The sequence below is a fragment of the Leifsonia xyli subsp. cynodontis genome (assembly GCF_050632205.1).
Lineage (GTDB): Bacteria > Actinomycetota > Actinomycetes > Actinomycetales > Microbacteriaceae > Leifsonia > Leifsonia xyli_D.
In genome coordinates, this window is record NZ_CP192578.1 from 3,568,393 (window position 1) to 3,591,931 (window position 23,539).

At 67.6% G+C, this 23,539-nt stretch carries 18 protein-coding genes and 2 pseudogenes; 9 read left to right on the forward strand and 11 right to left on the reverse strand.

The window, feature by feature from the left end; genetic code table 11:
• Window positions 1–22 precede the first annotated feature (22 nt).
• Window positions 23–3,646 carry a hypothetical protein gene (locus tag ACQ86M_RS17990; protein WP_431246430.1) on the forward strand — a complete coding sequence of 1,208 codons (3,624 nt, stop codon included), beginning with the start codon at window positions 23–25 and terminating at the stop codon, window positions 3,644–3,646.
• A 6-nt stretch (window positions 3,647–3,652) separates the two neighbouring features.
• Here the strand turns inward: ACQ86M_RS17990 and ACQ86M_RS17995 are convergent, their stop codons facing one another.
• Window positions 3,653–5,632 carry a glycosyl hydrolase 2 galactose-binding domain-containing protein gene (locus ACQ86M_RS17995; protein WP_431246431.1) on the reverse strand — a complete coding sequence of 660 codons (1,980 nt, stop codon included), beginning with the start codon at window positions 5,630–5,632 and terminating at the stop codon, window positions 3,653–3,655.
• A complete protein-coding gene (locus tag ACQ86M_RS18000) occupies window positions 5,629–6,159 on the reverse strand; it encodes a hypothetical protein (protein ID WP_431246432.1) in 531 nt (176 codons plus the stop codon). Before ACQ86M_RS18000 ends, ACQ86M_RS17995 begins: the two co-directional genes overlap by 4 nt.
• Before the next feature lie 755 nt (window positions 6,160–6,914).
• Between ACQ86M_RS18000 and ACQ86M_RS18005 the strand changes: the two genes are divergently transcribed.
• The 3 genes from ACQ86M_RS18005 to ACQ86M_RS18015 all read left to right on the forward strand — a co-directional run bounded on the left by ACQ86M_RS18005 (window position 6,915) and on the right by ACQ86M_RS18015 (window position 10,122).
• On the forward strand, window positions 6,915–8,249 hold the full coding sequence (locus ACQ86M_RS18005; protein ID WP_431246433.1) for an ABC transporter substrate-binding protein: 1,335 nt from the start codon (window positions 6,915–6,917) through the stop codon (window positions 8,247–8,249).
• Window positions 8,250–8,323: 74 nt separating this feature from the next.
• Complete coding sequence (locus ACQ86M_RS18010) at window positions 8,324–9,223, forward strand: carbohydrate ABC transporter permease (RefSeq protein ID WP_431246434.1); 900 nt, start codon at window positions 8,324–8,326, stop codon at window positions 9,221–9,223.
• Window positions 9,220–10,122, forward strand: a complete 903-nt coding sequence (locus ACQ86M_RS18015) for a carbohydrate ABC transporter permease (RefSeq protein ID WP_431246435.1) — start codon at window positions 9,220–9,222, stop codon at window positions 10,120–10,122. Before ACQ86M_RS18010 ends, ACQ86M_RS18015 begins: the two co-directional genes overlap by 4 nt.
• A gap of 16 nt (window positions 10,123–10,138) precedes the next feature.
• Here the strand turns inward: ACQ86M_RS18015 and ACQ86M_RS18020 are convergent, their stop codons facing one another.
• From ACQ86M_RS18020 to ACQ86M_RS18035, 4 genes and pseudogenes are all read right to left on the reverse strand, one after another.
• Entirely contained in the window at window positions 10,139–10,708 is a 570-nt protein-coding gene (locus tag ACQ86M_RS18020; RefSeq protein WP_431246436.1) for a substrate-binding domain-containing protein, read from the reverse strand.
• Between the two features lie 341 nt (window positions 10,709–11,049).
• A pseudogene (locus tag ACQ86M_RS18025) lies at window positions 11,050–11,142 on the reverse strand (LacI family DNA-binding transcriptional regulator); the annotation flags it as partial.
• 112 nt (window positions 11,143–11,254) lie between these two features.
• Complete coding sequence (locus ACQ86M_RS18030; protein ID WP_431246437.1) at window positions 11,255–12,409, reverse strand: Gfo/Idh/MocA family protein; 1,155 nt, start codon at window positions 12,407–12,409, stop codon at window positions 11,255–11,257.
• Window positions 12,406–13,251, reverse strand: coding sequence for a class I fructose-bisphosphate aldolase (locus tag ACQ86M_RS18035; protein ID WP_431246438.1), 846 nt, complete (start codon window positions 13,249–13,251; stop codon window positions 12,406–12,408). The genes ACQ86M_RS18030 and ACQ86M_RS18035 overlap by 4 nt, the downstream gene beginning before the upstream one ends.
• Window positions 13,252–13,358: 107 nt before the next feature.
• Here ACQ86M_RS18035 and ACQ86M_RS18040 point away from each other — a divergent pair, with 107 nt between their 5' ends.
• The 4 genes and pseudogenes from ACQ86M_RS18040 (at window position 13,359) to ACQ86M_RS18055 (ending at window position 16,351) form a co-directional block, all read left to right on the forward strand.
• Window positions 13,359–13,844 carry a carbohydrate kinase family protein gene (locus ACQ86M_RS18040; protein ID WP_431246439.1) on the forward strand — a complete coding sequence of 162 codons (486 nt, stop codon included), beginning with the start codon at window positions 13,359–13,361 and terminating at the stop codon, window positions 13,842–13,844.
• Window positions 13,841–14,263: pseudogene (locus ACQ86M_RS18045) on the forward strand (PfkB family carbohydrate kinase); the annotation flags it as partial. The gene ACQ86M_RS18040 and the pseudogene ACQ86M_RS18045, both read left to right, overlap by 4 nt.
• A 211-nt stretch (window positions 14,264–14,474) precedes the next feature.
• A complete protein-coding gene (locus tag ACQ86M_RS18050) occupies window positions 14,475–15,347 on the forward strand; it encodes a class I mannose-6-phosphate isomerase (RefSeq protein WP_431246440.1) in 873 nt (290 codons plus the stop codon).
• Complete coding sequence (locus ACQ86M_RS18055; protein WP_431246441.1) at window positions 15,344–16,351, forward strand: DUF4432 family protein; 1,008 nt, start codon at window positions 15,344–15,346, stop codon at window positions 16,349–16,351. The genes ACQ86M_RS18050 and ACQ86M_RS18055 overlap by 4 nt, the downstream gene beginning before the upstream one ends.
• Window positions 16,352–16,353: 2 nt before the next feature.
• Here ACQ86M_RS18055 and ACQ86M_RS18060 read toward each other — a convergent pair whose 3' ends face one another.
• A complete protein-coding gene (locus ACQ86M_RS18060) occupies window positions 16,354–18,246 on the reverse strand; it encodes a hypothetical protein (RefSeq protein WP_431246442.1) in 1,893 nt (630 codons plus the stop codon).
• A gap of 83 nt (window positions 18,247–18,329) precedes the next feature.
• A complete protein-coding gene (locus ACQ86M_RS18065; RefSeq protein WP_431246443.1) occupies window positions 18,330–18,482 on the reverse strand; it encodes a hypothetical protein in 153 nt (50 codons plus the stop codon).
• Window positions 18,483–18,627: 145 nt separating this feature from the next.
• On the opposite strand from ACQ86M_RS18065, the gene ACQ86M_RS18070 reads away from it, so the two are divergent.
• The gene (locus ACQ86M_RS18070) at window positions 18,628–20,667 is read left to right on the forward strand and encodes a hypothetical protein (protein ID WP_431246444.1); all 2,040 of its coding nucleotides are present in this window, start codon (window positions 18,628–18,630) and stop codon (window positions 20,665–20,667) included.
• 357 nt (window positions 20,668–21,024) lie between these two features.
• On the opposite strand, the gene ACQ86M_RS18075 is transcribed toward ACQ86M_RS18070, so the two are convergent.
• From ACQ86M_RS18075 to ACQ86M_RS18085, 3 genes are all read right to left on the reverse strand, one after another.
• Entirely contained in the window at window positions 21,025–21,774 is a 750-nt protein-coding gene (locus ACQ86M_RS18075) for a hypothetical protein (protein ID WP_431246445.1), read from the reverse strand.
• A gap of 599 nt (window positions 21,775–22,373) precedes the next feature.
• Window positions 22,374–22,676 (reverse strand): tyrosine-type recombinase/integrase, encoded by a 303-nt coding sequence (locus tag ACQ86M_RS18080; protein ID WP_431247912.1) that lies wholly within the window; start codon window positions 22,674–22,676, stop codon window positions 22,374–22,376.
• 22 nt (window positions 22,677–22,698) lie between these two features.
• The gene (locus tag ACQ86M_RS18085; RefSeq protein WP_431246446.1) at window positions 22,699–23,514 is read right to left on the reverse strand and encodes an SDR family NAD(P)-dependent oxidoreductase; all 816 of its coding nucleotides are present in this window, start codon (window positions 23,512–23,514) and stop codon (window positions 22,699–22,701) included.
• Between the last annotated feature and the right edge of the window lie 25 nt (window positions 23,515–23,539).

Sequence of the window (23,539 nt, forward strand, 5' to 3'; positions counted from 1 at the left end):
GGCGGTGATCCTAGGCATCACTGTGGGCGCGCTCAGCGTCCCGCCTGCGAACGCCGCACACGCAGCGGCGATCACGGCGGCGGGCACTGCGGTCACCTACCCGCTTGCCGGCGACAACTTCGGCGACCCGTGGTCGACAACAGGAACCGTCACCGCCGAGGCGTCGGTCCTGCTCGCGCCGGGCGGCGTGCTGTGGGAGGGCATCCCGGTCGGCTCGGGAAGTGCGCCCCAGATCGGTGACGTGGTGCACGCGTCCGTCAACGCCACCCTCGATTCCGGTGTGACCACGCAATCCGACGTTCTCGTGCGGCTCACCGACGGCAGTTCGATCCTCGCCGAGCGAAGCGACCTGACGGGGCTCGCCCGCGGCGTCCGCGTCAGTGCCGAGACGAGCTTTGTCTCGAACGGCGGGACCATCGGTGCGGGAGCCGGCGCGCTCTATGTCGAACTGCACAACGACACCGCCGCGCCCATCGAGTTCCATGCCGTGCACGCATGGGGCATCCGCGGCGCCGGTGAGCGCGTCGACTACGCCGTCCCGAACGGCGACTTCTCCGCTGCGATCGGAAGCGGCAACTGGTCCGGCAGCGGCGCGACGTCGCTGCGCAGCGTCCTGCTGGCGCCCGGTGCGGGCATCACTCAGTCGCTGCCCGTCGGAGCCGGCGCGAGCAGCCCGCTTCCCGGAGACACTCCCACCCTGTCGTTCCGCGCATTCGTCTCGCCCGACGACACGGCAGGACGTCCGGTGGCATCCGTGAGCTCGGGGGACACGGCGATCGCATCCGCCGTCCTGCCGTCGTCGACCTCCCGCGGCACCTGGCAGACGCTGACCAGCAGCGCGCTCGGCGCTGGAGTCGTACCGCTCGGCGCAACGGCCGTGACCGTCGCTTTGACGAACACAGGTAACACTCGGCTGCGCCTCGCCGCCGTGCAGGCCACGGCGACCCGCGCCCCCAGGAACGACGACCTGAACGGCGACGGCGCGGTGAATGCGTCGGATGCCACCTGGCTGGCCGCCCAGGTCAGGGCCGGAACCACCGACCCCGCGCTCGACTACGACGGCGACGGGCAGGTGACGCTCGCCGACGTCTCGTACTTCACCCGCTTCATCCTCGGCGACCGCCGCGAGGTGTATGCGAACCTGGCGCATCTCGACTTCCTCAGCGAGCACGTCACCGTCGACGGCACGCCGATGCTGATCGTGCACCTCTACTCCGCGCCGGTGGACCCTGCGGACCTCAGCCGCGGCTACACGTGGATCTCGGATCCGCAGGAGGGCATCGCCGCGCTCGACGACGTCGCGCGGGCGGCCATCGTCTGGGCCGAGCACTACCGCACCTACCGGGACGCGCACAGCTACGCGCAGCTGAAGCTCGCTCTGGCCTTCGTGATGTGGATGCAGGCCCCGAACGGCGACTTCGACAACTTCGTCGACCGCGACGCCGCAGGCGCCATCTACAAGCGCGACAGCCAATCGTCGTCGACGAGCTTCAGCTACTGGGCGGCCCGAGGCTATGAGGCCATGGCGACGGCGCTTCCGCTCATCCGGAAGGGCGACGCGACGCTCACAGCCCAGCTGACCTCCCACCTCTCGCTGAGCCTGAAGCGGCTAGGACAGGTCGTCGTACCGATCGCCGGGGCGAAGGGCGCGTCGGCTCCGGCCCTCCTCGGCGGCGATGTGTGGCTGTCTTCCATCGCGGTTTCGGCGCTCGCCGCGCACGTCCCGAGCCTCAGTGGCGCGGCCAAGTCGCGGGCCGTGGCCCTCGCAGGTCGGCTGGGCAAAGGCATCGGTACCTTCCAATCCGGCGTCTTCACGACGTATCCCCTCGGCGCGGTGACGAACACGGGAGGACAGTGGGACGAATGGGGCAGCATCCAGGCGAAGGCGCTTGCGCTCGCCGGTCAGCTCTCCGGCGACAAGTCCCTGGTGAAGAAGGCGGAGCTGGAGGCGGACAGTTACCTCTCTGACCTCCTCATCTCGGGGCGCTCGTTTTCGGTGAGCCCGAACAAGTCGGGGCTTCCCGCGATCAACTACGCGACGGCGTCCTATGTCGAGAACTACCTCACCCTGTACTCGGTCACCGGCCAGAAGAAGTACGCCCAGCTGGCGGGGATCGCCGCCAGCTGGTGGATGGGGCAGAACGCGCTCGGCGTCCCGATGTTCGACCAGACGCTCGGCCTCGCGTTCGACGGCATCACCGTAGACGGCCTCAACGACAACAGCGGTGCGGAGTCAGTCGACGAAGCGCTCAGGGCCATCCTGCGGATCAAGCGGGTGCCGGAGGCCGAAGCGCTGATGACCTCGACCAAGACAGCGGACCGCACCACGCAGACCGTGCAGTTCGAGGACCTGTACCGCCAGGGCCGGTCTGCCGACGCGGCGCTCACCCTGCCCGGCGGTCAGCTGAACGATCCGTCGCAGGCCCTCGTGAGTCAGAGCGCCACCTCCGGCACGGACGAGGAGGCGATCTACGCGGACGCGCTGCCGCTGACCCAGCAGCAGCCCGTGTACGGACAGTGGCAGGGCACGCACGCGATCTTCGTGAAGGGCGTCGGCTACAACAACGTCCGCATCTTCGACGGCGGATCGCTGAGCGTCGACCTGCCGGTGGGCGGTGCCGGACAGCCGCAGGTGGGAGACGCTCTCCGGCTCAACTTCGCCGCTCTGGTGCAGTTCCAGACGAACCTGCGCGCACGAGTGCTCGCGGTGGACGCGTCCGGAGCCCAGATGCTTCTGGCCGACGACAGCGGGTTCAGCTACAACGCCCGCACCTGGTACTCGGGCAGTGGGTCGGTGAACACCACGCCGCTGGCCACGGTTCCCGCGGGCACGGTCTCCGTCCGCGTCCAGTTCACGAGCACATCGACGAACCAGAATGCGTACGAGGGGTACTCGACGGTCACGCTGGCGAACCTGTTCCGGCTCGGCACTCCGGAGGTCCGCTACGGCTCGACGAGCCTCTCCGGGTCGGCATACGCGCTCGCCGCAGCCGGGTCCAGCCGCACGTTCTCGGTCGATGTCGCTTCGGCGGGCGACTATTCGGTCTTCCTGAGCGAGGTAGGCCAGTCGAAGGTCGGGGCCGCCACGATCAGCATCGGCGGCGCCTTCCGCTCGACGGCGACGGTGCCGGCCGGGGCGGGGACGGTGTCGATCGCGAACCTCGGGCGGGCGTCGCTGGCGGCCGGCGCGACCACTGTCACAGTGACCGTCCCGCCGGGAGCCAACGTAGGACTCGACGCGCTGATCCTCTATCCCGTGCAGACGACGGCGACCTACGCGCTCCTCGACGGGCGGAAGGTGACGGTGCTGAGGGATGCCTCGGAGGGCACCCTCACGACCGGGACGCCTGAGCAGATCGCCGCCCGTATGTCACCGATCCCGACAGCCGCACCGACGATCGGCGGCACGGCGGCGCCGCGGTCGGTCCTCAGCGCCGATCCCGGCAGTTGGACGCCGGCCGGGGCGAGCTTCTCGTACCGGTGGCTCCGCGACGGCCAGGAGATCCCGGGCGCTCGCGGACGGACGTACACCGTTCAGCAGAAGGACGCAGGGCACGGGCTGAGCGTAGCCGTGACCGCGAGTGAGCGCGGGCGGACGCCGGGCCACGCGGTGAGCGCGCCCATCATCGTTTCCGCAGCGAAGTGAGCCCGATCAATGCGGCGCGGACGACAGGTTCGCGCCGCACTGGTCGAGCAGGCTCCGGAGGGCCAGTGCGGCCGGCTTCGGGCGCCCCCAGAAGTCGACGACAGCCAGGCTCACAGCGCAGGGGAACGTGTCGTGGCCCATCCACAGCATGAAGCCGCCCGTGGCGGGGAATCGTCCGAGCGCGCGCTCGAGAGCGATGACGAGCATCCTGGCCTGACGCTGGGCGCTGGTGTCCAACCACTGCTCGACAGGCACGTCCCGGTCGCGGGCGTCGAAGCCCGCGAGCCACCAGCCGGACGAGTGCGTCCACAGTGCGCGGATCCGGTCGTCCTCGAGACCGTCGGGGAGCAGCCCGAAGGCTTCGAGCAGGTCTGCGCCGCTCGCTCCGGCCACTCCGACCTCCGATCGGAAGAGCGCGTCGTCGGCCGCCCAGTAGGCCTGCCACTGGTCTTCGTCGCCGTCGAACTCCCACGGGCCGTGGACGTCGTGGTGGATGCCCCGGCCGAACTCGGCGGCGGAGGCCTCGAAGCGCGGGCCGGACGGCGTCGTCGCGACATAACGGGTTGCGGGAGCGAGATCGGCGCATACGTCGCCGGCCGCGCGAAGCGTGGGATGTTCGAGAGTCAATGGTGCACCGGGGACGGCGGGCGCCGTCACCCGGGTGAGCTCGTTGCCGCCGCACCACAGTGCGAGGGCGGGGTGATGGCCGAGCGTCGTGACGTAGTCGGCGGCGATCCGGCGGAACTCCTCGATGATCGACGGGTCGGATGGAGGCTCGTTGTCGAGCCCGGACGAGCTGAGTGGGAGGTCCTGCCAGATGAGCACGCCGAGCCGGTCGCACTCGTCGTAGAACGCCGGACGCTCGGCCCGTGCGCCGCCCCACACGCGGATCACGTTGAACCCGAGGTCACGGTACGTACGGAGCCGGGTGCGAATCTCGGCGTCGCTCACATCGGCGTGGTCCGCGCGCAGTGGGACCCAGTTGACGCCTGCCAGGAAGATCTCCTGGTCATTGACGACGCACAGCCAGGGGTCTGCGTCAGGTGCGGAGCCGGGATTCCGTCGCCACTCCAGGGTCCGGAAGCCCACCTGCCGAGTCGTCGTGCGCGACCGGCCCTCGACCAGGACGTCGACGCGGACCGTGTAGAGGGCCTGCTCGGCGGTCGGGTGGACGTGCCACAGCCGCGGCCGGGGGACGGACAGCGTGCGCAGCTCGGCCGCCGCGGCGGGTTCCGACGCGACGACGGTTCCGGAACCGTCGAACACCGAGACCTCGACGGCAGCGCCCAGGGGGAGCCCGCAGCGGCGCAGATCCACTTCCACTTCTCCGTCACCCGCGTGGTCCACGACACTGCGCACGAGGGCATCGTCGAGGCTCCAGCCGGGTCCCACCCGGAGCCGGATGCCGTCGGCGATGCCGATCTGCACTGTCCGGGGCGTCCAGTCCCAGCCGAAGGAGAAGCGGGGCTTCCAGTCGCGGATGCGGGAGGTCCAGCCGTTCTGACCGAGGGCGTCGGGGACGCGGGTGAACACGATCGTGAGCAGGTCTTCGCCGCGATCGAGGCTGTCGGTGATGTCGAAGCGCTGGCGCACGAACGCGTCCGTGAACTCTCCGACGACGGTCTCGCCGATGAGGATGACGCCTTCGCCGTCCAGCATGTCGGCCTCGAGCACTACCCGCTCATCGGTGCCGGTGATGCGCTCCGTCAGCGTCACGGCAGGTATCACCCGCTCGAACGTCCAGTGCCGGTTCTCGATCCACTCTGAGGCGCGCGAATCCGTTCCGCGATAGGGGCTCAGGGTGATGCCGGCGCGCACGAGAGCGCCGCGGACCGAGCCGGGGACCGGCGCAGGGATCGGACCGATGTCGGCGGTGGACACCTTTCCTCGCTCCGGCGTGAGGCCGAGCAGCCAGTCGTTCTGGCGCCATCCGCGCAGGGTCCACTCGCCGGCCAAATCTACCGTGTCGGCGGTCTCCGCTGTCACGCCGTGACCTCGCGATAGACGTACATCTCGCGAGTTCCGGAGGGCGCGTCCCAGCCCTGCGCGAACAGGATGTCGCCGTTGTAGCGGACCAGACCGCCCCACGAGAGGGACCCGCCGCGGTTCAGCGCCAGCTGCCGGAACGGGTCGTCGACGCTGTACAGGGCCTGAGCGGCCGCGAACTCGCCGGACGCGTCGCGATAGAAGAAGTCGAGGACGATGCTGCCGGAGTCGTCGTGCCCCGTCACGGCGCAGGAGACCTCTAGTAACGTGCCGCCGAGCGGGGTCAGGTCGAGGTAGGACTGCTCTGAGAACGACCAGTTCACGAGATCGTCCGATCGGCCGATGAAGGGGCACCCACCGCAGCCTTCCGACAGGTACATGAGGTACTGCCCGCCCACGCGAACCGCCCGGCCGCTCAGGTCGCGCGGGATGACGGCGCCCTTCGCCCAGAGCCGCGACACCTCGTAGGGCACAGCGAGCCCGCGCTTCTGCCAGTGCACCAGGTCGGTGGAGGTCGCCACTTTCACGTCGCATCCGAGGGAGGCGATCGGATAGCCCGGGGACGGGTAGCGCTCCGCTTCCGCACTGCCTGCCGCCTGCCAGATCCCGTTGTAGAAGAGGACGTACCCGTCGTCGGTGCGGTAGACCTTGGGGTCCTCGCAGCTGAGCAGCTCATCGTCCGCGGTCGGGTAGACGATCGGGTTGGCCGGGGAGTCGCTCCAGGCGCTCTCGGCGGTGTACGTCGCCAGGCCGATCCTGCTGGACGTCGACTCCTTGCGGGGGAGGCCCTGTAGAACATGTGCAGAGCGTCGCCTTCCACGATCAGCGACGGGTTGAAGACGGAGCTCGACGTCCAGCCGATCCCGGTCGGGTCAAGCCATTGCCCCTGCGGACGGAACGTCAGTGACTCGTCACGGGTGAACGGGCCGATCGTCCAGGTGGGCCGCTGCGCATAGCGCCGCGAGAACTGGTCGGTCGATATTCGGTCGGTGAGCGGGTCGGAATGTTCGAGGGCGGCCTCATAGCTCGCGCGCAGGCCTCCCGGCGAGAGTCGTTCCATCGACAGCCTCCAGTCGGGTGTGGGTCGCTGCGACGGTCGGGCAGCGGGGACAGATTTGAACACTACGGACTTCGAACAACGTTGTCCAGAGCTTGACATTATTCTTCAACAGACAGCAAGATAGGCACGAAACAACGTTGTTCCATTCTTTCCCTCGGAACGGAACCCAACCCCCAACCTGCTCGGGAGGCTCCGAGCGAAACGTGACAAAGGAGTTGCATCATGAAGGCAATCACGCCGAAACACCGGGCGGTGACGCGCGGTGCCGTGGCCGTCGCCATCGCCGGGGCGCTCATAGCCCTGGCGGGCTGCTCGGGCACCACGTCTGCGAGCGGTGACGCCAGCGGAAAGGTAAGCGGCACGCTCAACGTCCTGGTCCCCAGCGCCGCCGGATCGGACGCGGGCTTCAAGGCCGTCAACGCCGCATTCCAGAAGAAGTACCCCGCAGCCAAGATCGTCTTCACGACGGTCCCCACCAACAACTGGGCGTCCGTGGAGTCCTCCCGCCTCTCCGCAGGCAACGTCGACGTCCTCGTCGCGAGCCCCATCGCCACGCCGTCCTACGTCCCGGCCGGCTCGGAGTCCTTCGACTCCAAGGCAGCCGACGCCGGCACGTTCATCGACCTGTCGAATCAGAGCTTCATGAAGAACTGGACGCCGACGGTGATCGACGCCCTGAAGTACAAGGGCAAGGACTACAGCGTACCGACCGGCCTTAGCTACTACACCGGCGTGTTCTACAACAAGGACCTCTTCGCGAAGCACGGCCTGCAGGTCCCTACCACCTGGTCCGAGTTCACCGCGCTCGCCGACAAGCTCAAGGCCGCGGGAGTCACGCCGCTCGGGATCGGCGGCAAGGACAGCTGGCCCGCTGGACTGACGATGCTCGCCGCGGTGCAGGGCGCCTACCCGTCGCAGTCGGACAAAGCCGACCTCGCCGAGCAGCTCTGGAAGCAGAAGGCGAAGCTCACTGACCCCAAGCTCGTGGACGTGCTCAACAAAGTCGACACGATGTACGGATACGCCGAGCAGAACTTCGCGGGAGTCGCGTACAGCGACGTTCCGAGCCTCTTCGCCAACGGATCGGTCGCCATGACGCCGGACGGCACCTGGAACCAGACGACGATCGACGCCGCAGTCGCAGGGAAGTTCTCGTACGGATACTTCCCGATCCCAACGAGCGACAACGCCGCCGACAACGCGACGTTGGGCGGCAAGGTCGAGATCCGGCTGTCGGCTACCACCGCCTCGAAGAACAAGACCGCGGCGCTGGCCTACCTCGACTTCTTCTCACAGCCGGAGAACTACAAGCTCTTCATCGCAGACGCCGGCTTCGCCCCAGCCCAGTCGGGTATTGCCTCGAATGCTTTCCTCGACTCGATCAAGGACTACACGAAGTCGTTCAGCCTCGCCTGGGACAACATCTGGACGGCCAACGCCAATGCCGGTCCTGCGGCGAAGTTCCCGTTCAACTACGTCGGGGTCGCTCCGCTCGGGACGGACACGCCCCAGAAGGCCGCTGAAGCGGCGCAGAAGGACTGGTCGGCCGCCTTCTAGGCTGTCTCCCACGCGTCCGTCCGGGAGCGTCGCCCCCAAGCCCCTCCCGGACGGACCACACGATTCGAGGATTAATGTCCAACTCTTACCCGTTCGGCCGACGAAGTTCATTGCTGGCGACCTTCGGAACGGCGCAGGCGCTGATCATCGTCTTCGCGTTCGTCCCTGCGGTCGCCGTGATCGCCATCAGCTTCACCGACATCAGCGGCCTCCCGAACTTCCCCGTCAACTGGGTCGGGATCCACAACTACGTCACCTTCTTCTCGGCGGCACATCTCGGCTACAACCTCAACGCTCTCGGGAACACGCTCGTCTACGCGCTCTCGACCACGGTCATCATCAATGTCCTCGCACTGGCGTTCGCGCTGCTGTTCAACCAGCGGCTGCGCGGCACCACGTTCTACCGTGCGCTCGTGTTCATGCCGACGGTGCTCGGCGTCACCGTCATCGGGCTGATCTGGTCCCTCGTCTTCAACCCGAGCGGCGGTCCGGCTGCGGCCGTGTGGAAGGCTTTCGGTGCCTCGTCGGCGTTCTTCGGCGACCCCCATCTGGCACTGACGCTCGTCATCGCGGTACAGATCTGGTCGGGCATCGGCGTGGCGATGGTGATCTACCTCGCCGGCCTCCAGGCCATCCCCGCGGACCTCTACGAGGTCGCGAGCATCGACGGCGCGACCCCCTGGCAGAAGCTCCGCCACGTCACGTTCCCGCTGCTGGCTCCATCCGTCACCGCCAATGTGCTCCTGTCGATCATCGGAGCGCTGCAGAGCTATCAGCTCGCGTACGTCCTGACCGGTCCGAGCAACCCGGCGACACAGCTGTTGTCGCTGGCGATCTTCGCCCAGGGCTTCGGCGGAGGCGTCAGCGGCAGCCAGGGCTACGCCGCGGCCATCTCTGTCGTCCAGTTCGTGATCGTGGGCGTCATCTCCCTCGCGGTCATGTGGTATCTCCGCAGAAGGGAAAGCAAGCTGTGACCGCCATCCGCACCCAGGAGGCTCCGGCACGGAACGACGATCGCGGCCTGGACTCCGGCGCACGCGCGGTCGCCCGCCGGACTCGCAGACCGACCGCGGGGCGCGCGATCAACTACCTTCTCGCGATCCTCGTCGCGATCCTCTACCTGTTCCCGCTGCTCTACCTGCTGAATACCGCGCTCAAGGACGACACCCAGTTCTTCGCCAACCCGAACGGGCTCGTCACCGTGCCGAACTGGGCGAACTTCCCCGACGCCTGGAATCAGGGCAACTTCGGCGCATACATGATCAACAGCGTGATCTACGCTGGTGGCGCCGCGGTGATCGGGACCATCGTCTCGCTCTTGATCGGGTTCCCGCTCGCGCGCGGCTACCTGAAGCGGCCCGGCGTGTGGAATGTGATGCTGGTGCTCATCCTGTTCCTGCCGAACGCGATCATCACCCAGTTCCAGCTCCTGCTCCGGACGGGGCTCTACGATACCCGGATCGGCTACGTGCTCATCATGTCCGTCGCCGTGGGAATCGGTCCGATCCTGCTGCGCGGCTACGCGAAGTCGATCCCGGTCGAGATCGACGAGGCGGCGGCGCTCGACGGCGTCGGCTACCTCCGGTACCTGACGACGTTCGTCATCCCGATGGCGCGTCCCGCGCTCGTGACGGTGTTCATCCTGCAGGCGATCAGCGTGTGGAACGAGATCATCCTGGCGACGGTGCTGCTCCCGGATCCGGACAAGGCGCCGGTCACCCTGGGCCTGTACGCCTTCCAGGGCCAGTACACCAGCCACTGGGGACTCCTCGCCGCGGCGACGATGATCGTGGCCGGCCCGCTCGTAGCGGCGTACGTGTTCCTTCAGCGCTACCTGGTCAGCGGGGTGCTCGGAGGCGCGGTCAAAGGCTGACGGCGCGACGACGAGGTCAGCTCGCCGCGTTCTCCCGTTCCGAGCCACGGAGGATGAGCTTGACCTGCAGCACCGTCGTCGTAGAAGGGCTCGTGTCGCCGTTGATGCGGGCGAGCAGCCGCTCGGCCGCCAGGCGTCCCATCTCCTCGATCCGCGGGGTCGCGACCGACACGGCAGGCGTGCCGAGTCGTGCCGACTCGAAGTCGTCGAACCCGACCAGGGGGAGTGCAGTGTCGGCGTCGCGGAACGCGAGCACCGACCCGATGCTCGCACGGTTGTTGGCCGCGAAGATCGCATCGGGCCGCTGCTCGCGCAGCAGACGCGACACGATGCTCGCCGCCTCGTCCGCACTGTGCGCGCCGGTGACGACGAGGTCCTCGTCGAACGTGATCCCGGCCTCCGTGAGCGCCAGGCGATAGCCGCGGAGGCGTTCCGACATCGTGTAGAGCGCGAGCGTGTCGCCGACGAACGCGACCCGCCGCGCGCCCGCGGCGGTGAGCGCGGCGGTCGCGGCGTGTGCGCCGCCGGCGTTGTCCGCCAGGATCGTGTCGCTCCACGTGGCGTCGGCGGGGCGGTCGATGACCACGAGCGGGGGACCGGCGGCGTGACATCCTGCCACGACCGGCCGGGGCGCGCGGGCGGGACGACGATGAGCCCGTCGACCTGCTGCCCGATGAAGCGGTCGACCAGACGGTCGTGATTCTCGCCGCTCTCCTCCGAGCTCGCCGTGATGAGCAGGTAGCCGGCAGCCGCTGCGGCCGTCTCGACGGCGCGGGCGATGGTCGAGTAGTAGGGGTTGGCGAGGTCGCTGATGACCAAGCCGATCATCCGGCTCGAACGGCCGGGGCGCAGGCTCGCGGCAGCGAGGTTCCTGCGGTAGCCGAGGAGGTCGATCGCGTCGCGGATGCGCTTGGCGAGCGCCGGGTTGATGTTCGTCTCGCCGTTTACGTAGCGGGAGACCGTCTTGAGTGCGACGCCGGCCTCCTGGGCGACGTCGTTCATCGTCGGTGGCCGGCTCATTCCGTCCCCACCCGTCCTGCTCGAAGTCCGGAGTGCGCGGCCCGTGTGGACCGCGCACTCTGATTCTATGGGCGCACCCGGGGGTGGCCCGGTAGGTTCTGCCGTCACCGGCTCACCCGGCCACGCTGGTCCACCGCCCGCTGTCGGCTGCCGCCAATGCGGCGTCGTACAGGTGGTGGGTGCGGGCCGCCTCCTGCGGCGTGGCTGCGCCGAAGCGATCGCCCAGCTCGCCGGCGCGCTCCGCCAGGAACACTGCCCACATCTGCAGGATCGCGTCGGAGAAGCCCGACTCGAAGATACCGCCCGTGACCGTGGGCCATACCGACTGGCTCCCGGCCTCGATGGCCGTCCAGCCCTGCTCCCGCCCGACGCCCGGCACGTCGCCGACGTTCAGGACCTCCACGCGCTTCGGGTTCGAGGTGGCGAACCGGACTCCGCCGGTCTTGCCAATCACCTCGAACACCCAGGTGTTCTTGTTGCCAGGAGCGATCCGCTTGGTCTCGACGGTGAGCGGGAAGCGGCCGGCGGCGTGGTCCACCCATCCCCACACCGTCGCGTTCTCCCACGTGTCGCAGTCCTCCGGCTCGCCCGTGGGGCCGGGGCGTTGCGGCACGAGATTCTGGAGCACCGCGGTGAGCGACTCGGGCTCCCAGCCCAGTCGGAGCGGGACGTGCCACGCGTGCATGCCGAGGTCGTTCATGACGCCGGCGTCGCCGCAGTACTTCGCCTGGCGCTTCCAGTTGATCGGCTTGCTCTCGTCCAGATCGCTGGAGTGCAGGAAGGCGCTCCTGACCTCGATGATCTGGCCGACAGCGCCGGAGCGCACATAGTCGATGGCGCGCTGGGCGCCGGGGAAGAACGGCATCTCGCTGGAGCAGCGCACGAAGCTCTCGGGGTGTTCGGCCATCGCGCGCAGGATCGCGGCGGAGGCGTCAGTGTCGATCCCGAACGGCTTCTCGGCGAGCAGATCCTTGCCTGCTCGGATCACGTCCGTGTAGATCTGCTCGTGCAGATCGTGCCGGACGGCGACGTAGACGACGTCCACGTCCGGGTTCGCGAGCAGCTCGGCGTAGTCCGTGGTGGTCTGGGTGACACTGTCGATCTGGTCGAACCAGGTCAGCGCGGCGGGGTTGATGTCGCACACCGCTGTCAGGCGCGGGCGAACCGGGTGGTCGACGAGGGCCGGCCAGCGCTGGATGGCGGCGGCGATCTCACGGCCCATCAGGCCGCCGCCGATGATCCCGATTCCGACGTTCTGCGCGGTCATCGTGCGACCTCCTCGAGGGTTGCGAGGGCGGAATCGACGGAGGCGCCCTCGTGCAGGATCCGCATGAGCGCGGCGGTGACACCGGCCGGGCTCGGGTGTTGGACGATGTTGCGTCCGTACACGATTCCCGACGCGCCCGCGTCGAGCACGCGCGCGGTTCGCTCGAGCAGGGTCCGATCGTCGACGCGACCGCCGCCGCGGACCAGAACGGGGACGCCGTCGGCGACCTCGATCACGCGGGAGTATACGGAGAGGTCGTCCGCCGGATCGGCCTTGATCAGGTCGGCCCCGAGCTCGACGGCCTGGCGGACGAGCGTGACGATCTTCTCGATGTCGCCGTCCACCATGTACCCGCCTCCGGCACGGGAGTTGTCCTGCATGACGAGGGGCTCGATCATCAACGGCATCCCGTACCGGGTCGCCTCCTCGCGGAGGGCCATGATCGAGCGGATGTTCGCCTCACGGATCTCCGGGCGGCCGGGCAGCTGCATGAGATTCGCGCAGACGGCCACCGCGTCGAGCCGGACGGCCTCCTCGATCGCGTTCGGGACGTGGTGGCTGAAGATATGCGAGTCCAAGGGGTTGCCGTACACGTTGGCGACGTCGGTTCGCATCACCAACGACGGCTTCTCCTTCCCGGGCCGGGCCTGCAGCTTGGGCGCCTGGCCGAGGGTCAGCTGGATCGCGTCGGGCGCGGCTCCGACCAGGACGTCGATGACCTGCGACATGCTCTCGATGCCGCCGATGAAGCTCGCCTCCCCGAAGAAGCCATGATCGACGGCGACGTCGAGCGCGCGCCCGGAGAGGGGATTGAACAACCGGTTCAGACGGTAGGGCGTCACTGCGATAACTCCTTCAAAACCTTCCCGGGGCTTTCCCGGGTAGCACGACATGTGACAGAGTAGTGCGCAGAAACAACGTTGTCTATCGCATCGTGAAAGGAGTCCGCGTGCGCAGAGTCGCGATCGCAGGACATATCTGTGTGGACCTGAGCCCTGGTCTCCACGCGCCCGCCGTGGTCGAGCCGGGAGGTCTCGTCGACGTCGGACCGCTGACCATCGGGGTGGGCGGCTGCGTGGCGAACACTGCGCGGGCGATGACACGTCTCGGCCACCCGGTCACGGTCTACGCGACCGTCGGCGAGGACGAGCTCGGCGATGTCGTCCGCCGCGAGCTGGCCGCCTCCGACCTCATCGACACCCACCTGCGGGTCGTGCCGGCCGCCACCTCGTACTCGCTCGTCATCGAGCAGCCCGGCGTCGACCGCGTGTTCTGGCACCACCTCGGCGCCAATGCCGCCGTGGACGGCTCGGACGTTATCCTGGACGAGCTGGACCTCCTCCACGTCGGGTATCCGTCCCTGCTCCCGCGCCTGACAGCGGGCGGGGAGCAGCGCTCTCGAGCCTCCTCGGCGCGGCGAAGGAGGCCGGTGTGACGACGTCGATCGACCTCGCCGTAGTCGACCGCGCGTCGGCAGCAGGCGCGCTGGACTGGCGCACGATGCTGCGCTCCCTCGCCCCCGGAATCGACATCCTCACGCCAAGTCTCGACGACCTCACCTCCGCGTTCGGGCTTCCGCGCGCGCTCGACCTCGACCTCGCCGGCCGGCTCGCCGACGAGCTCATCTCCTGGGGCGTCGGCGTCGTCGCGATCTCGTGCGGGCCGCTCGGGGTCGCCCTCCGGGCGTCCGGCGAGGAACGTCTCCGCACCGCTGGGCGTGCCCTGGCGCCGCTCGCTCAGGAGTGGGCGGATGCCTCGCTCCGCGGTCCCATCACCCCTCTGGCGTCGGTCCGGACGACCAACGGGGCCGGCGACGCCTCCACCGCCGGACTCCTGTATGCGGTCTCCCACGGCGCAGGGCCGGCCGTCGCCCTGCAGGCGGCGGCCGCGAGCTCCGCCGCCCATATCTCCGCGATGCCCGCCGGGGAACAAGCGTTCGACGCCGACGCCCACCGGCCGTGGCTGCTCGAGACCAACCGGCCGCCGGCACGTTTCTACCGGGGGAGCCCGTATCGCCGCCTTCCGCGGCCTCTCCGACGCACCGGAGTATACACCGGAGGATTGGGTGGGCTCGACGGTGAGCGTGCGCGGGCAGGAGGAGCACGGCCGTGCCGTGCTCGCGAACGGGCGGCTGGTCGACGACGCCGTGCGGTCCGCCCCGTGCGAGTGGCTCGGCCACGCTCACGTGGAGCAGTTCGGCGCCGACCCGAAGATCCTCGTCAAGCTCCTCGACGCCGGACAGCGGCTCCCAGCGCATGTTCACCCCGACGCCGAATTTGCGCACCGCGCCGTCGACGCCGCCCACGGCAAGGCGGAGGCGTGGCACATCCTCGCGGGCGGGAGCGTCCATCTCGGTTTCACGGAGGACGTCAAGCGCGAGCGCCTGGAGCAGCTGGTCGCCTCCCAGGACACCAGCACGCTCCTCGGGATGATGCACACCGTCGACGTCTCCGCAGGCGACCGTGTCTTCGTGCCGCCGCGGCTCGTGCACGCGATCGGGGAAGGTATCCTCCTCGTCGAGGTGCAGGAGCCGGAGGACCTCTCGATCCTCCTCGAATGGCGGGGCTTCGCCATCGATGGCGAGCAGGAAGGGCACCTGGGCATCGGCTTCGACCGGGCGCTGGACGCCGTCGACCGGAGCGCTCTCGCCGCGCCTGCTCTGGAGCGCCTGGTGCGGCGGGCGGGCGAGGCGGGAGCCGGGCTTCCGAGCGACGCCGATGCGTACTTCCGGCTGGAGTCGGCGAAGGTGCACGGCGAGGTCGAGCTCGACGAAGGCTTCGCCGTTCTCGTGGTCACGGCCGGCTCCGTCACGCTCGCCTCGTTCGGGAATGCTGACCTCACGCTGCACTCTGGCGATACCGTCCTGGTCCCCGCGGGCGTCCGCCGGCCGACGCTTCTGGGCGCAGGCGAGGTGCTCGTGGCGAGGCCGCCGAGGTGAGCGCAGGACCGTCGATGGCGGAGCTGCGGCGGCTGGGGTTGCTCGCCCACGACTCCGCCGTGGCGTGCGTCGTCGAGCGCTTCGGTCTGCCGGGCTCGGCCGACCATCTGCGGGTGCTCGATGCGGCCGTGGCGGGAGGGCTCCGCTTCGATGTGCTCCCCGCGCGCGGATTCGACATCGGGCGGGCGGAGTTCGCCGGTCTCCCGCTCGGGTGGGTATCGCCGGTCTCCGACGCCAGGCCCCTCGACCGGCCCGTGGGAGACGCGTGGATCGATCGATTCGTCGGGGGTCTCGTGTCAACCTGCGGACTCCGCCACATCGGAGGCGCGGAGGACGGACGTGGCGGGCACCCGATGCATGGCGATATCGGTCACAGGCCGGCGTCTAACGTGCGGGTCGAGCCGGCGCGCGGCCGATCGCTCGTCCGGCTGAGCGCGGACGTCGACTCCGCGTCGGTGTTCGGGCCGTCCGTGCGGCTGGAACGGACGATCACGAGCGGCCTGCGCGAGGACGGCGCGGCATTCCTGCGCATCGCTGATCGCGCGTTCAACACGGGCGCCGTGCCGGTGCCCGTCCGGATCCTGTATCACGTGAACCTCGGTGCCCCGGCGATCCTCCCCGGGGCCCGCGTGGCCGTGGAGGCCCGGCGGCACGTCTTCCGCCGGCTGGTCGCCGAGGTGCCCGACTGGGACCGGATGCCCGATCCGACCCCCGTCATCACGGAGGCGGTCGTGTTGCACGACGAGCCGACCCGGTCGCCTGACGGCTGGTCCTTCTGCACGGTCGGCAGCGCGCGGTTCGACGTCGAGGTGGGGTGGCGCGCGGACACGCTTCCGTACCTCCACCAGTGGATCCTCCCCACGCGTGGGAGGTGGGCTCTGGGGATCGAGCCGTCGTCGCATCCGATGTTTGGCGCGGCGGTCGCGCGGGCGGGCGACGATGATCTCGCGCCCGGCGACGACCGGACGTTCGAGCTGGTCGTCGCCGTGCGCGAGTCTGACTGAACTCAGGCAGGAGTGGACACCCATTCCCAGGCGCCCGGCTCGAGCCGGACGCCGACGGTCGTGCCTGAACCAGTGAACCGGACCGTCGCCTCCTGTCTTGAGTCCGTGCCGTTGTAGGCGACCAACCGGCCGGGGGTTCCCGCCCGACCGGGGTCGGGATCCGCGTTCAGAATCATGACCTGCGGATTGTCGGAGGCGGCCAGTGCGTCCCACAGCAGATGGGCCCAGTACAGCCAGCCCGCGCCGTAGATCTCCTGCCCGATGGACCCGCCCGAACGCGTCCCGTCCAGCATCGGGAGCTCCTCAAACGGGATGTGAGGCAGTGCGAATGCGTCCGGTTCCGGCCCGAACGCGGGGAGGAATCCGACGTTGACGCGACGCGCGCGGTCGAGCACGCGCAGGAGGCCTCGCGGGTCGCGCTCGCGGTCCACGACGCTCGCCAGGCGCACCGCCACCTCGATGTCCTCGAAGAACGCGGGATAGACGATGCCCGTGCATGCCTGGAACATGCCGAGACGGGCGCCGCGCTCCGCGTCGACGGGCTGCGGGTCGTCGAACCAGTACATGGCGCGAAGGGTTTGCGCCTGGAAGTACGTGCGCAGCGCCGCCCACTCCCCGTCGGGCTCCAGCCGGGCGAGCTCGTCTGCGGCGACCATCGCGTGCGGCGCGAGGACAGCTTCCTGCGGCACGTCGTCGATGTGCAGGTTGGCGAGTGCGCGCAGGGCGCGCCTGGCCTCTTCGAAATAGCGTGCGGGCTCGCGCTCCGACGTTGCGAGGCTCGTCATGAGCATCGCGTAGGTCCCGGCCGATCCTGCATTGCCTCCCGGCCCGAGCTTGGCGAGTGCGCTCTTGTCGAACGAGAGCGGGAAGTTGTAGCCGACACGGTGCGCCAGAGGAATGAGCACCGTTTCGATCTCGGCGAGGATCTGCTCGCGGAGTTCTGACTCCCCGTAGAGGTACCAGGTGTCGGCGAGCAGGTACACGTACTGCCACGTGCCCATCTCGGTCTGCGCGGCGTGGCGGCCGGAGAGGATGCGGGACCTCGGATGGGCGACCTCCCGGGTGGCGAACCCGTCGATCCTGTCGGTGAGCGCGGCGAACTCGGGGCGGCCGGTCGTGGCGCGGAGGCCCCGCAACGGACGGAGCAGCCATAGTGCTGCGTCGAGACACGGCCCGTCGCCGTTCCACGTCTCGTCCTTGGCGGCGAAGGCAGAGGCCCAGGCATCGGAGCGCGCGTCGACGTAGGCGAGCACGTACTCGCCGAGGTCGTCGCTGCGCCACACGAGGCCGTCCGTCATGAGCTCTGCCGCCGCGCTTGCTGCGGCATCCGCCCAGGCTCGCGGTGAACCATGCCACTCGTCGGTCGGGGTGTCCACCAGGTAGAGGCAATCCGCGACGAGCTGTCGGAGCGCGTCCTGCTCGGTGGGGGACACTCCGTTGAGGTCGTCGCGCCGACGGGCGGCGACGTACCAGCGCAGCATGTGGCGCCCGGACGGGAAGCTGCGCGTCCGTGCCGGTGCAGTGCCGATGAAGCCGAACTCCGCAGACGGCTCCGGGCGGAACGACCGGACGACGCCGCAGGTGTACTCGTAGAGGCGCAGCGCGGAGTCTTCCCCGAACCAGGTGGACGCGCCGAGATCGACGAACATCTCGACCTCGCTACGGTTGTACGGGTCGAAGTGGTACGCGGCGGGGAAGTCGTTGCCTGCCGCGCTCCGGTTCCAGACCGACGGGCCCGAGACGTTCGTGGTGAACCAGAAATGGTTGCCCCGCTCGTACGGCGGCAGGGGGCCGAGATCGAGGTGGATTCCCGGCTGCGGCGCGCTGTGGCCGATTTCGAAGCCGCCGGAGTCGATGGCGAGCTCGAACGCCAACCACCCGGCGACGGGTTCCACGGCCAGGTGCCAGGCGAAGGGGCGGTTCGTGCCGACCCCGCTCAGAGTCGCGGTACGACCGTCGATCGTGCGCGAATGCGTGGTCAGCGCGAAGGCCTCTCCGGAGAGGAGGGGGCCGGAACGGTGACCTGCGACCATTCGCGGGCGCCCGCGCTGACGTCGACCGAGATCGTCGTGTCGCCTGCATCGGCGGACAGGGCGACCCGGAAGTCGCCGGTCGGTGAGGTAATGTGCACGATTGACTCCTGGAACAACGTTGTCATGTGTGGTCGGCGAATTGCTCGCGAGTGGAGGGATTGCGACGGACGCCCTCTTGATCTCAGCGCGCGCATCGCTCATGCTAGTGATGAAACAACGTTATCTCAATGAGGAGGAACGCACGTGGGCGATGCATTCACCCGACGGACATTCATCGTGGGAGCGGCCGCCGTCGCGGCGCTCGGGGCCGCCGCGTCACAGCGGCCGCTTCCCGCGTACGCGACGACGACATCGGTCAGTTTCGACGACTACGACCTTCACCGCTACGGCCATCTGAATTGGCAGCTCCTGACCGCGCGCTCGGTCGACGCGTCGGGGCATGTGACCGGTTTCACGTACGGCTCCGGCACGGGCCCGGGTCAGCGCCCGGACCAGCACGGGGTGACCTGGCCGACACCGTCGTACTACGACGCGACGCTCGGCAGCGGGGGCTATGCGGCGGTGTCGGCATGGCCGATGCAGGCGTTGGCGCTCTACGCGGTCGCGAACTCGGGGTGGGAGACCGCCGGCTGGAATGTCTACCAAGACATGGCCGAAGGGGCGGCCTGCGTCGACGACGCGGCGCGTGCGGCGATCGCGCTCGCCACCGATTACCTCCGCAACGGCACACTCGCGTCGCTCACCGCAGCCAAAGCGCTGCTGACCTTCACGTGCCACCTCACCACGATGGAGGGGAAGGTGTACAACTTCGCTTGGCTCGACGCGCCCTCGATATACACCTGGGATCCTGCCGTGCAAGGCCAGAACGCCCACTACATGTACCGCACGGAATTCAATCGTCGGACGGCGTACCCGGCTGCGCCGGGAGGTGATCGCAGTCTGTGGATGCGTTCGGCGCCCGGCCCGTGCGACTCCGCCGACCCCGCGATCATCACCAGCGGCGGAGCCCCCGTCCCTGCTCCTCCCTTCGTCTCCCACCCGGCCTACTCGGTCTACATGGACGACCTCGTCGCGACCAACGGCAGTGACGTGGCGGCGGTCTACAACGGTCCGCTCTATTCCGACGCGACGAGCGGACCGAGCTCGTATCTGTCGAACATCAAGAAGGACTGGACCACCAGCACCCACAATCTGGGCGCCAAGGACGCCCGACAGCTCTGGGCGCTCGCAATGGGCCTGCAGATGATGCAGAAGGTCAAGGCGACCAGCCCGGGCGGGGTGTTCAGCACTGACGACGCCTACTTCGCCGCGTTCCTGGAGAATCACGTGAACCGCGTGCTGACGAACTGTCTGCAATACGACATGGGCACGCTCGACACCCGGCTCGCCAGCTTCTTCCTCGCCGGACTCAGCGAGTATTTCCGCATCCGATGGGTGGGAGCGGGCTACGGAACTTACTCGGCGCTCGCCACGACGACCACCGGCTACGACGGTCCGCCCGCCCAGTCTGCCGTGTACGCGAAGATGGATCAGGCCATCAACCGCGTGATCGCGACCCAGTTCGTCGGCTCCTCCGGTGACTGGCGGAACGGCATCTTCATCGACGATGCGACCAGCGGTGACTGGCAGGCGTGGGGCCAAGTTCAGATCTACGCGCTGGCGCGCGCCTACCGGCTCAAGCGCGACCTCGGACAAACCGACGCGGCCCTGGGAAGCTTCCTCGACATCATCAGCTATTCCGCCGACAACTTCTACGGCATGCAGGCCTACCACTACGCCGACACCACCGGGAACAACCGGCGCACGCGCGAACGGATCCCGAGCATCACCGGCTGGGCGGCGACGTTCCAGACGAACGACACGCAGATCATCTACCACAATTCCTCGATCGTCGCTGGGCTCATCGAACTGGCCAAGGCGTGGGAGCAGTCCGGCCGGACGACGGCCATTGCACGACGAGACGGCTACCTAGAGCAGGCACGTGCGGTCGCCTCGTGGTTCATCGGGAACAACTCGCTGATCGACAACAATCCGAACGTCACGTGGCCGATGTGGGCGTCGAAGGTCGCCGATTCGTCATCCACGCCCGGCGGCTCCGGAGCGTTTCTGGACCAAATCGCGGTGAACCCCGTCCTCTCCGGCGGCACCTGCACCACGTCGACTCCCGCACGCAAGGCGGACGCGGGAGGGGAATCGACCGCGGAAGGGCTGTGGGCGATGGTCCTCATCAAGGACGCGATCGCGACATACGGGCTCTCGCCGGTGTATTCGTTCGATCTGTAACTTGAATATCGGCAAAGTGATGGATGTCCGCTATGGGGGCGCGCATGTAGTGGCCGTGCAGCCCCGCGAAGTCCATAGCCCCACGAAAACCCCACAACTCCCGTAACCGAGAACGGTGCCATGTCATCGGGGCGCCGCAGAATTCCGCGCTTTTCCGGGCATCCGGAGGCCACTTCAGGAGCGTCGTCAGGGTTCAAATCCCTGCGTCTCGGCTGCTGAATGCGGCTTCCATGTTGCGTCTCCGTGAAATGCACAGCGCCCTCTTAGTTGACCGCGGCTTCCGAGGACTGGATCAGGCGGATATATACGCCACTGGTTCCGCGCCCCGGCAGATCGGCGGGTCCTGTTCCTTGCCAGTCAGCTCTTATTTTCGTAGCCAGTCGAGCGCGGGGGCTTTTCGATGGTTATCCGAAATCCCATTTCGGCCAACTCGAATATCGCCTGAAAGGCTTGGGTGGACCACTCGGCCGGTTCGCGGGAGGTGTTCCGGCGGTATTCGTCATAGTCGAGCACGCGCGGTCCAGTCGAGTCAACCTCGTCTTCGTTGGGATACTCCGGGGCTTCATCCCCGAAGTCATCGAAATCAACGAACTCCGTTGGCTTGCCTACGTAGTATCTCTCGGGGGGCAGCTGCGCCTCGTAATCCGGGTCGAGGCCTTCCTGGAACAGCTCTTTGGCCACCTCCATCTTGAAGTTAAGCGTAGCTGGGTCGACATAAGGGCCCTTAGTGGCCTCGTCCTCGATTCCTTGTCTGATTTCTGCTTCGATGCCCATCCGCTTGGCGCGAGCCAGCCGAGCCGATTCGAACTTCTCGTAGGATCCGGTGAAGGATTCGATCGCGTGACCGACTGCCGTTACGAGCCCGGTTCCGGCTATCGTCCAGGCAAGCCAGACAACGAACTCGCTGCCATAATGGGATTGAATGACCCTGACGGGTATCTCAACAGTGCGATCCCTCTCGTGGTATTCCAACTGAACCAAGTACGACATGGTTATGTCGATTTCACGGACGGCGCGCGTGTAGGTTTCAAGCTCAACAGCATCTGGCAAATTTGCGCGAGCCGCAAAATACAGGTCCTCATTGTGCAGAGCGTCGACTGTTGTCATGACGCAACCGTAACGTCGGACTCGTATGGCGTCATGCGATCGTGTGTCCTGCTGTCCCTACGGCATCGGCGCGTATATTGGGCCGCCAACGGCAGTTAGTCAACGAGAACGTTAGTTACTGGGCGCTCTCGGACTCCTCTGTTCAATCGAACAGTCTTTCGCGACCACCGCACTCGAAAGCATCTGGGGTGCTGGTGGGAGCGTTCTTAGCCCAGACGATAGACGCCGGCGCTGAGTTGCCGGGCATTGCGTTTCCGGCGAAATTGGTCGGAGACTCTCCCCTCCGGTTCGGTTAGAGGCACCGCAGTCCGGCGCGTCGTGGACGCGCCTGTCTGCCCACATTCTGCCCACAATTGGATGGGAGACCTCGAGATCACCGTGATGTCGAGTGCGCGTACTTCCGCGAATATCAGCGGAAGGACGTTGGCAATTCAGTTCTCCTCGCGGGCCAACTAGAGCACACGGCTCATAATCGTGGTGTCGCGGGTTCGAGTCCCGCCCTCGCTACATAGGTTGAAAACACTGGGAACGGCGGCTGTTGAACAGCCGCCGTTCTTTGGTTCTGGAGCGGTTCGGACACAATTTGGACACACTCCAAATCATCGAGCATCGCTTCGGTCGGTCATCGTCACCGAATTGGCCTCTGGGTGTGGCGGCGCAGCGACGTCGTCGAGCGCCAGAGATACTGCCTCATCGAGCCGGTGTGCGACGTGGTCCAGGTCATCGTTGAGAAGATATGTATAAACGTCGAGTGTCATCGCCGGCGACGCGTGCCCCAGCATGCGTTGGACCGCCTTGACGTTGGCGCCCGCGGAGACAGCGAGGCTTGCCGTCGTGTGCCGCAGTTCCCGAATGGTCATCGGAGACAACTCCGCCGCCACCAACGCTTTATCGAACCACACCCACCTGAAGGGGCTCAACTGGTCAGATACTTCGATGGTTCCGTACGGCCGCCTCCAGCTCGTTCAGTCGTGGCGCGAGAGCGGCATCGACGTCGAGGGGTGCGGTCTTATGCAGTTCCTGAAGCAGCCGACGGTTCGGGAGCGCTGTGTTGATCTCGTGTTCGTCGCGCTCGATTGCTGCGAGTATCTCCTCGACCACGTCCGCAACCGGACGACGGCCGAAGCCGAACGAGTCTCCGGCATCGGAACTACGCATCATGTCCGTTTCGGTCGCGCCGGGATAGACCGTGGCGACATGCACGCCGGAGCCGAACAGTTCTCGGCGTAACGCGTGGTCAAAGGCTGCGAGGCCCGACTTCGTCGCGGCGTAGGTCGTGTAGAAGGGGAGTGCCACGAGGGCAATGCCGCTGGATACCCCCAAGAGAAGCGAATGGCGTTCGGATGCGGCTTTCCGCAGATCCGGGAGCAGGGATCGAGTCAACAAGATGGGGGCAACGAGGTTAAGGTTGAACATCGCATGGATGTCGTGTTCATCCGTGTCCTCTAGGCGTCCAGCGCGAACGTTCCCAGCATTGTTGATGAGCAGATCGATCGCTCCGAGACGTTCCCGGGCGGCATCGGCAACCTCGGTAATGGCCGATCCGACAGTTAGATCTGCGGTAAAGGCATGTGCTGTTCCACCGAGCTCCGCAACGCGCTCTGCGGTCGCGTCGAGGGCTCCCTGCCTGCGTCCGACGAGAAAGAGCGACGCACCTCTTTCTGCGAGCGCGAAGGCAAGCTGTCTACCGATGCCGCTCCCGGCTCCGGTGATGACGCCGGAGCGTCTGCTGAGATCCACGAGGTTCCCTCCCGTGACGAACAAC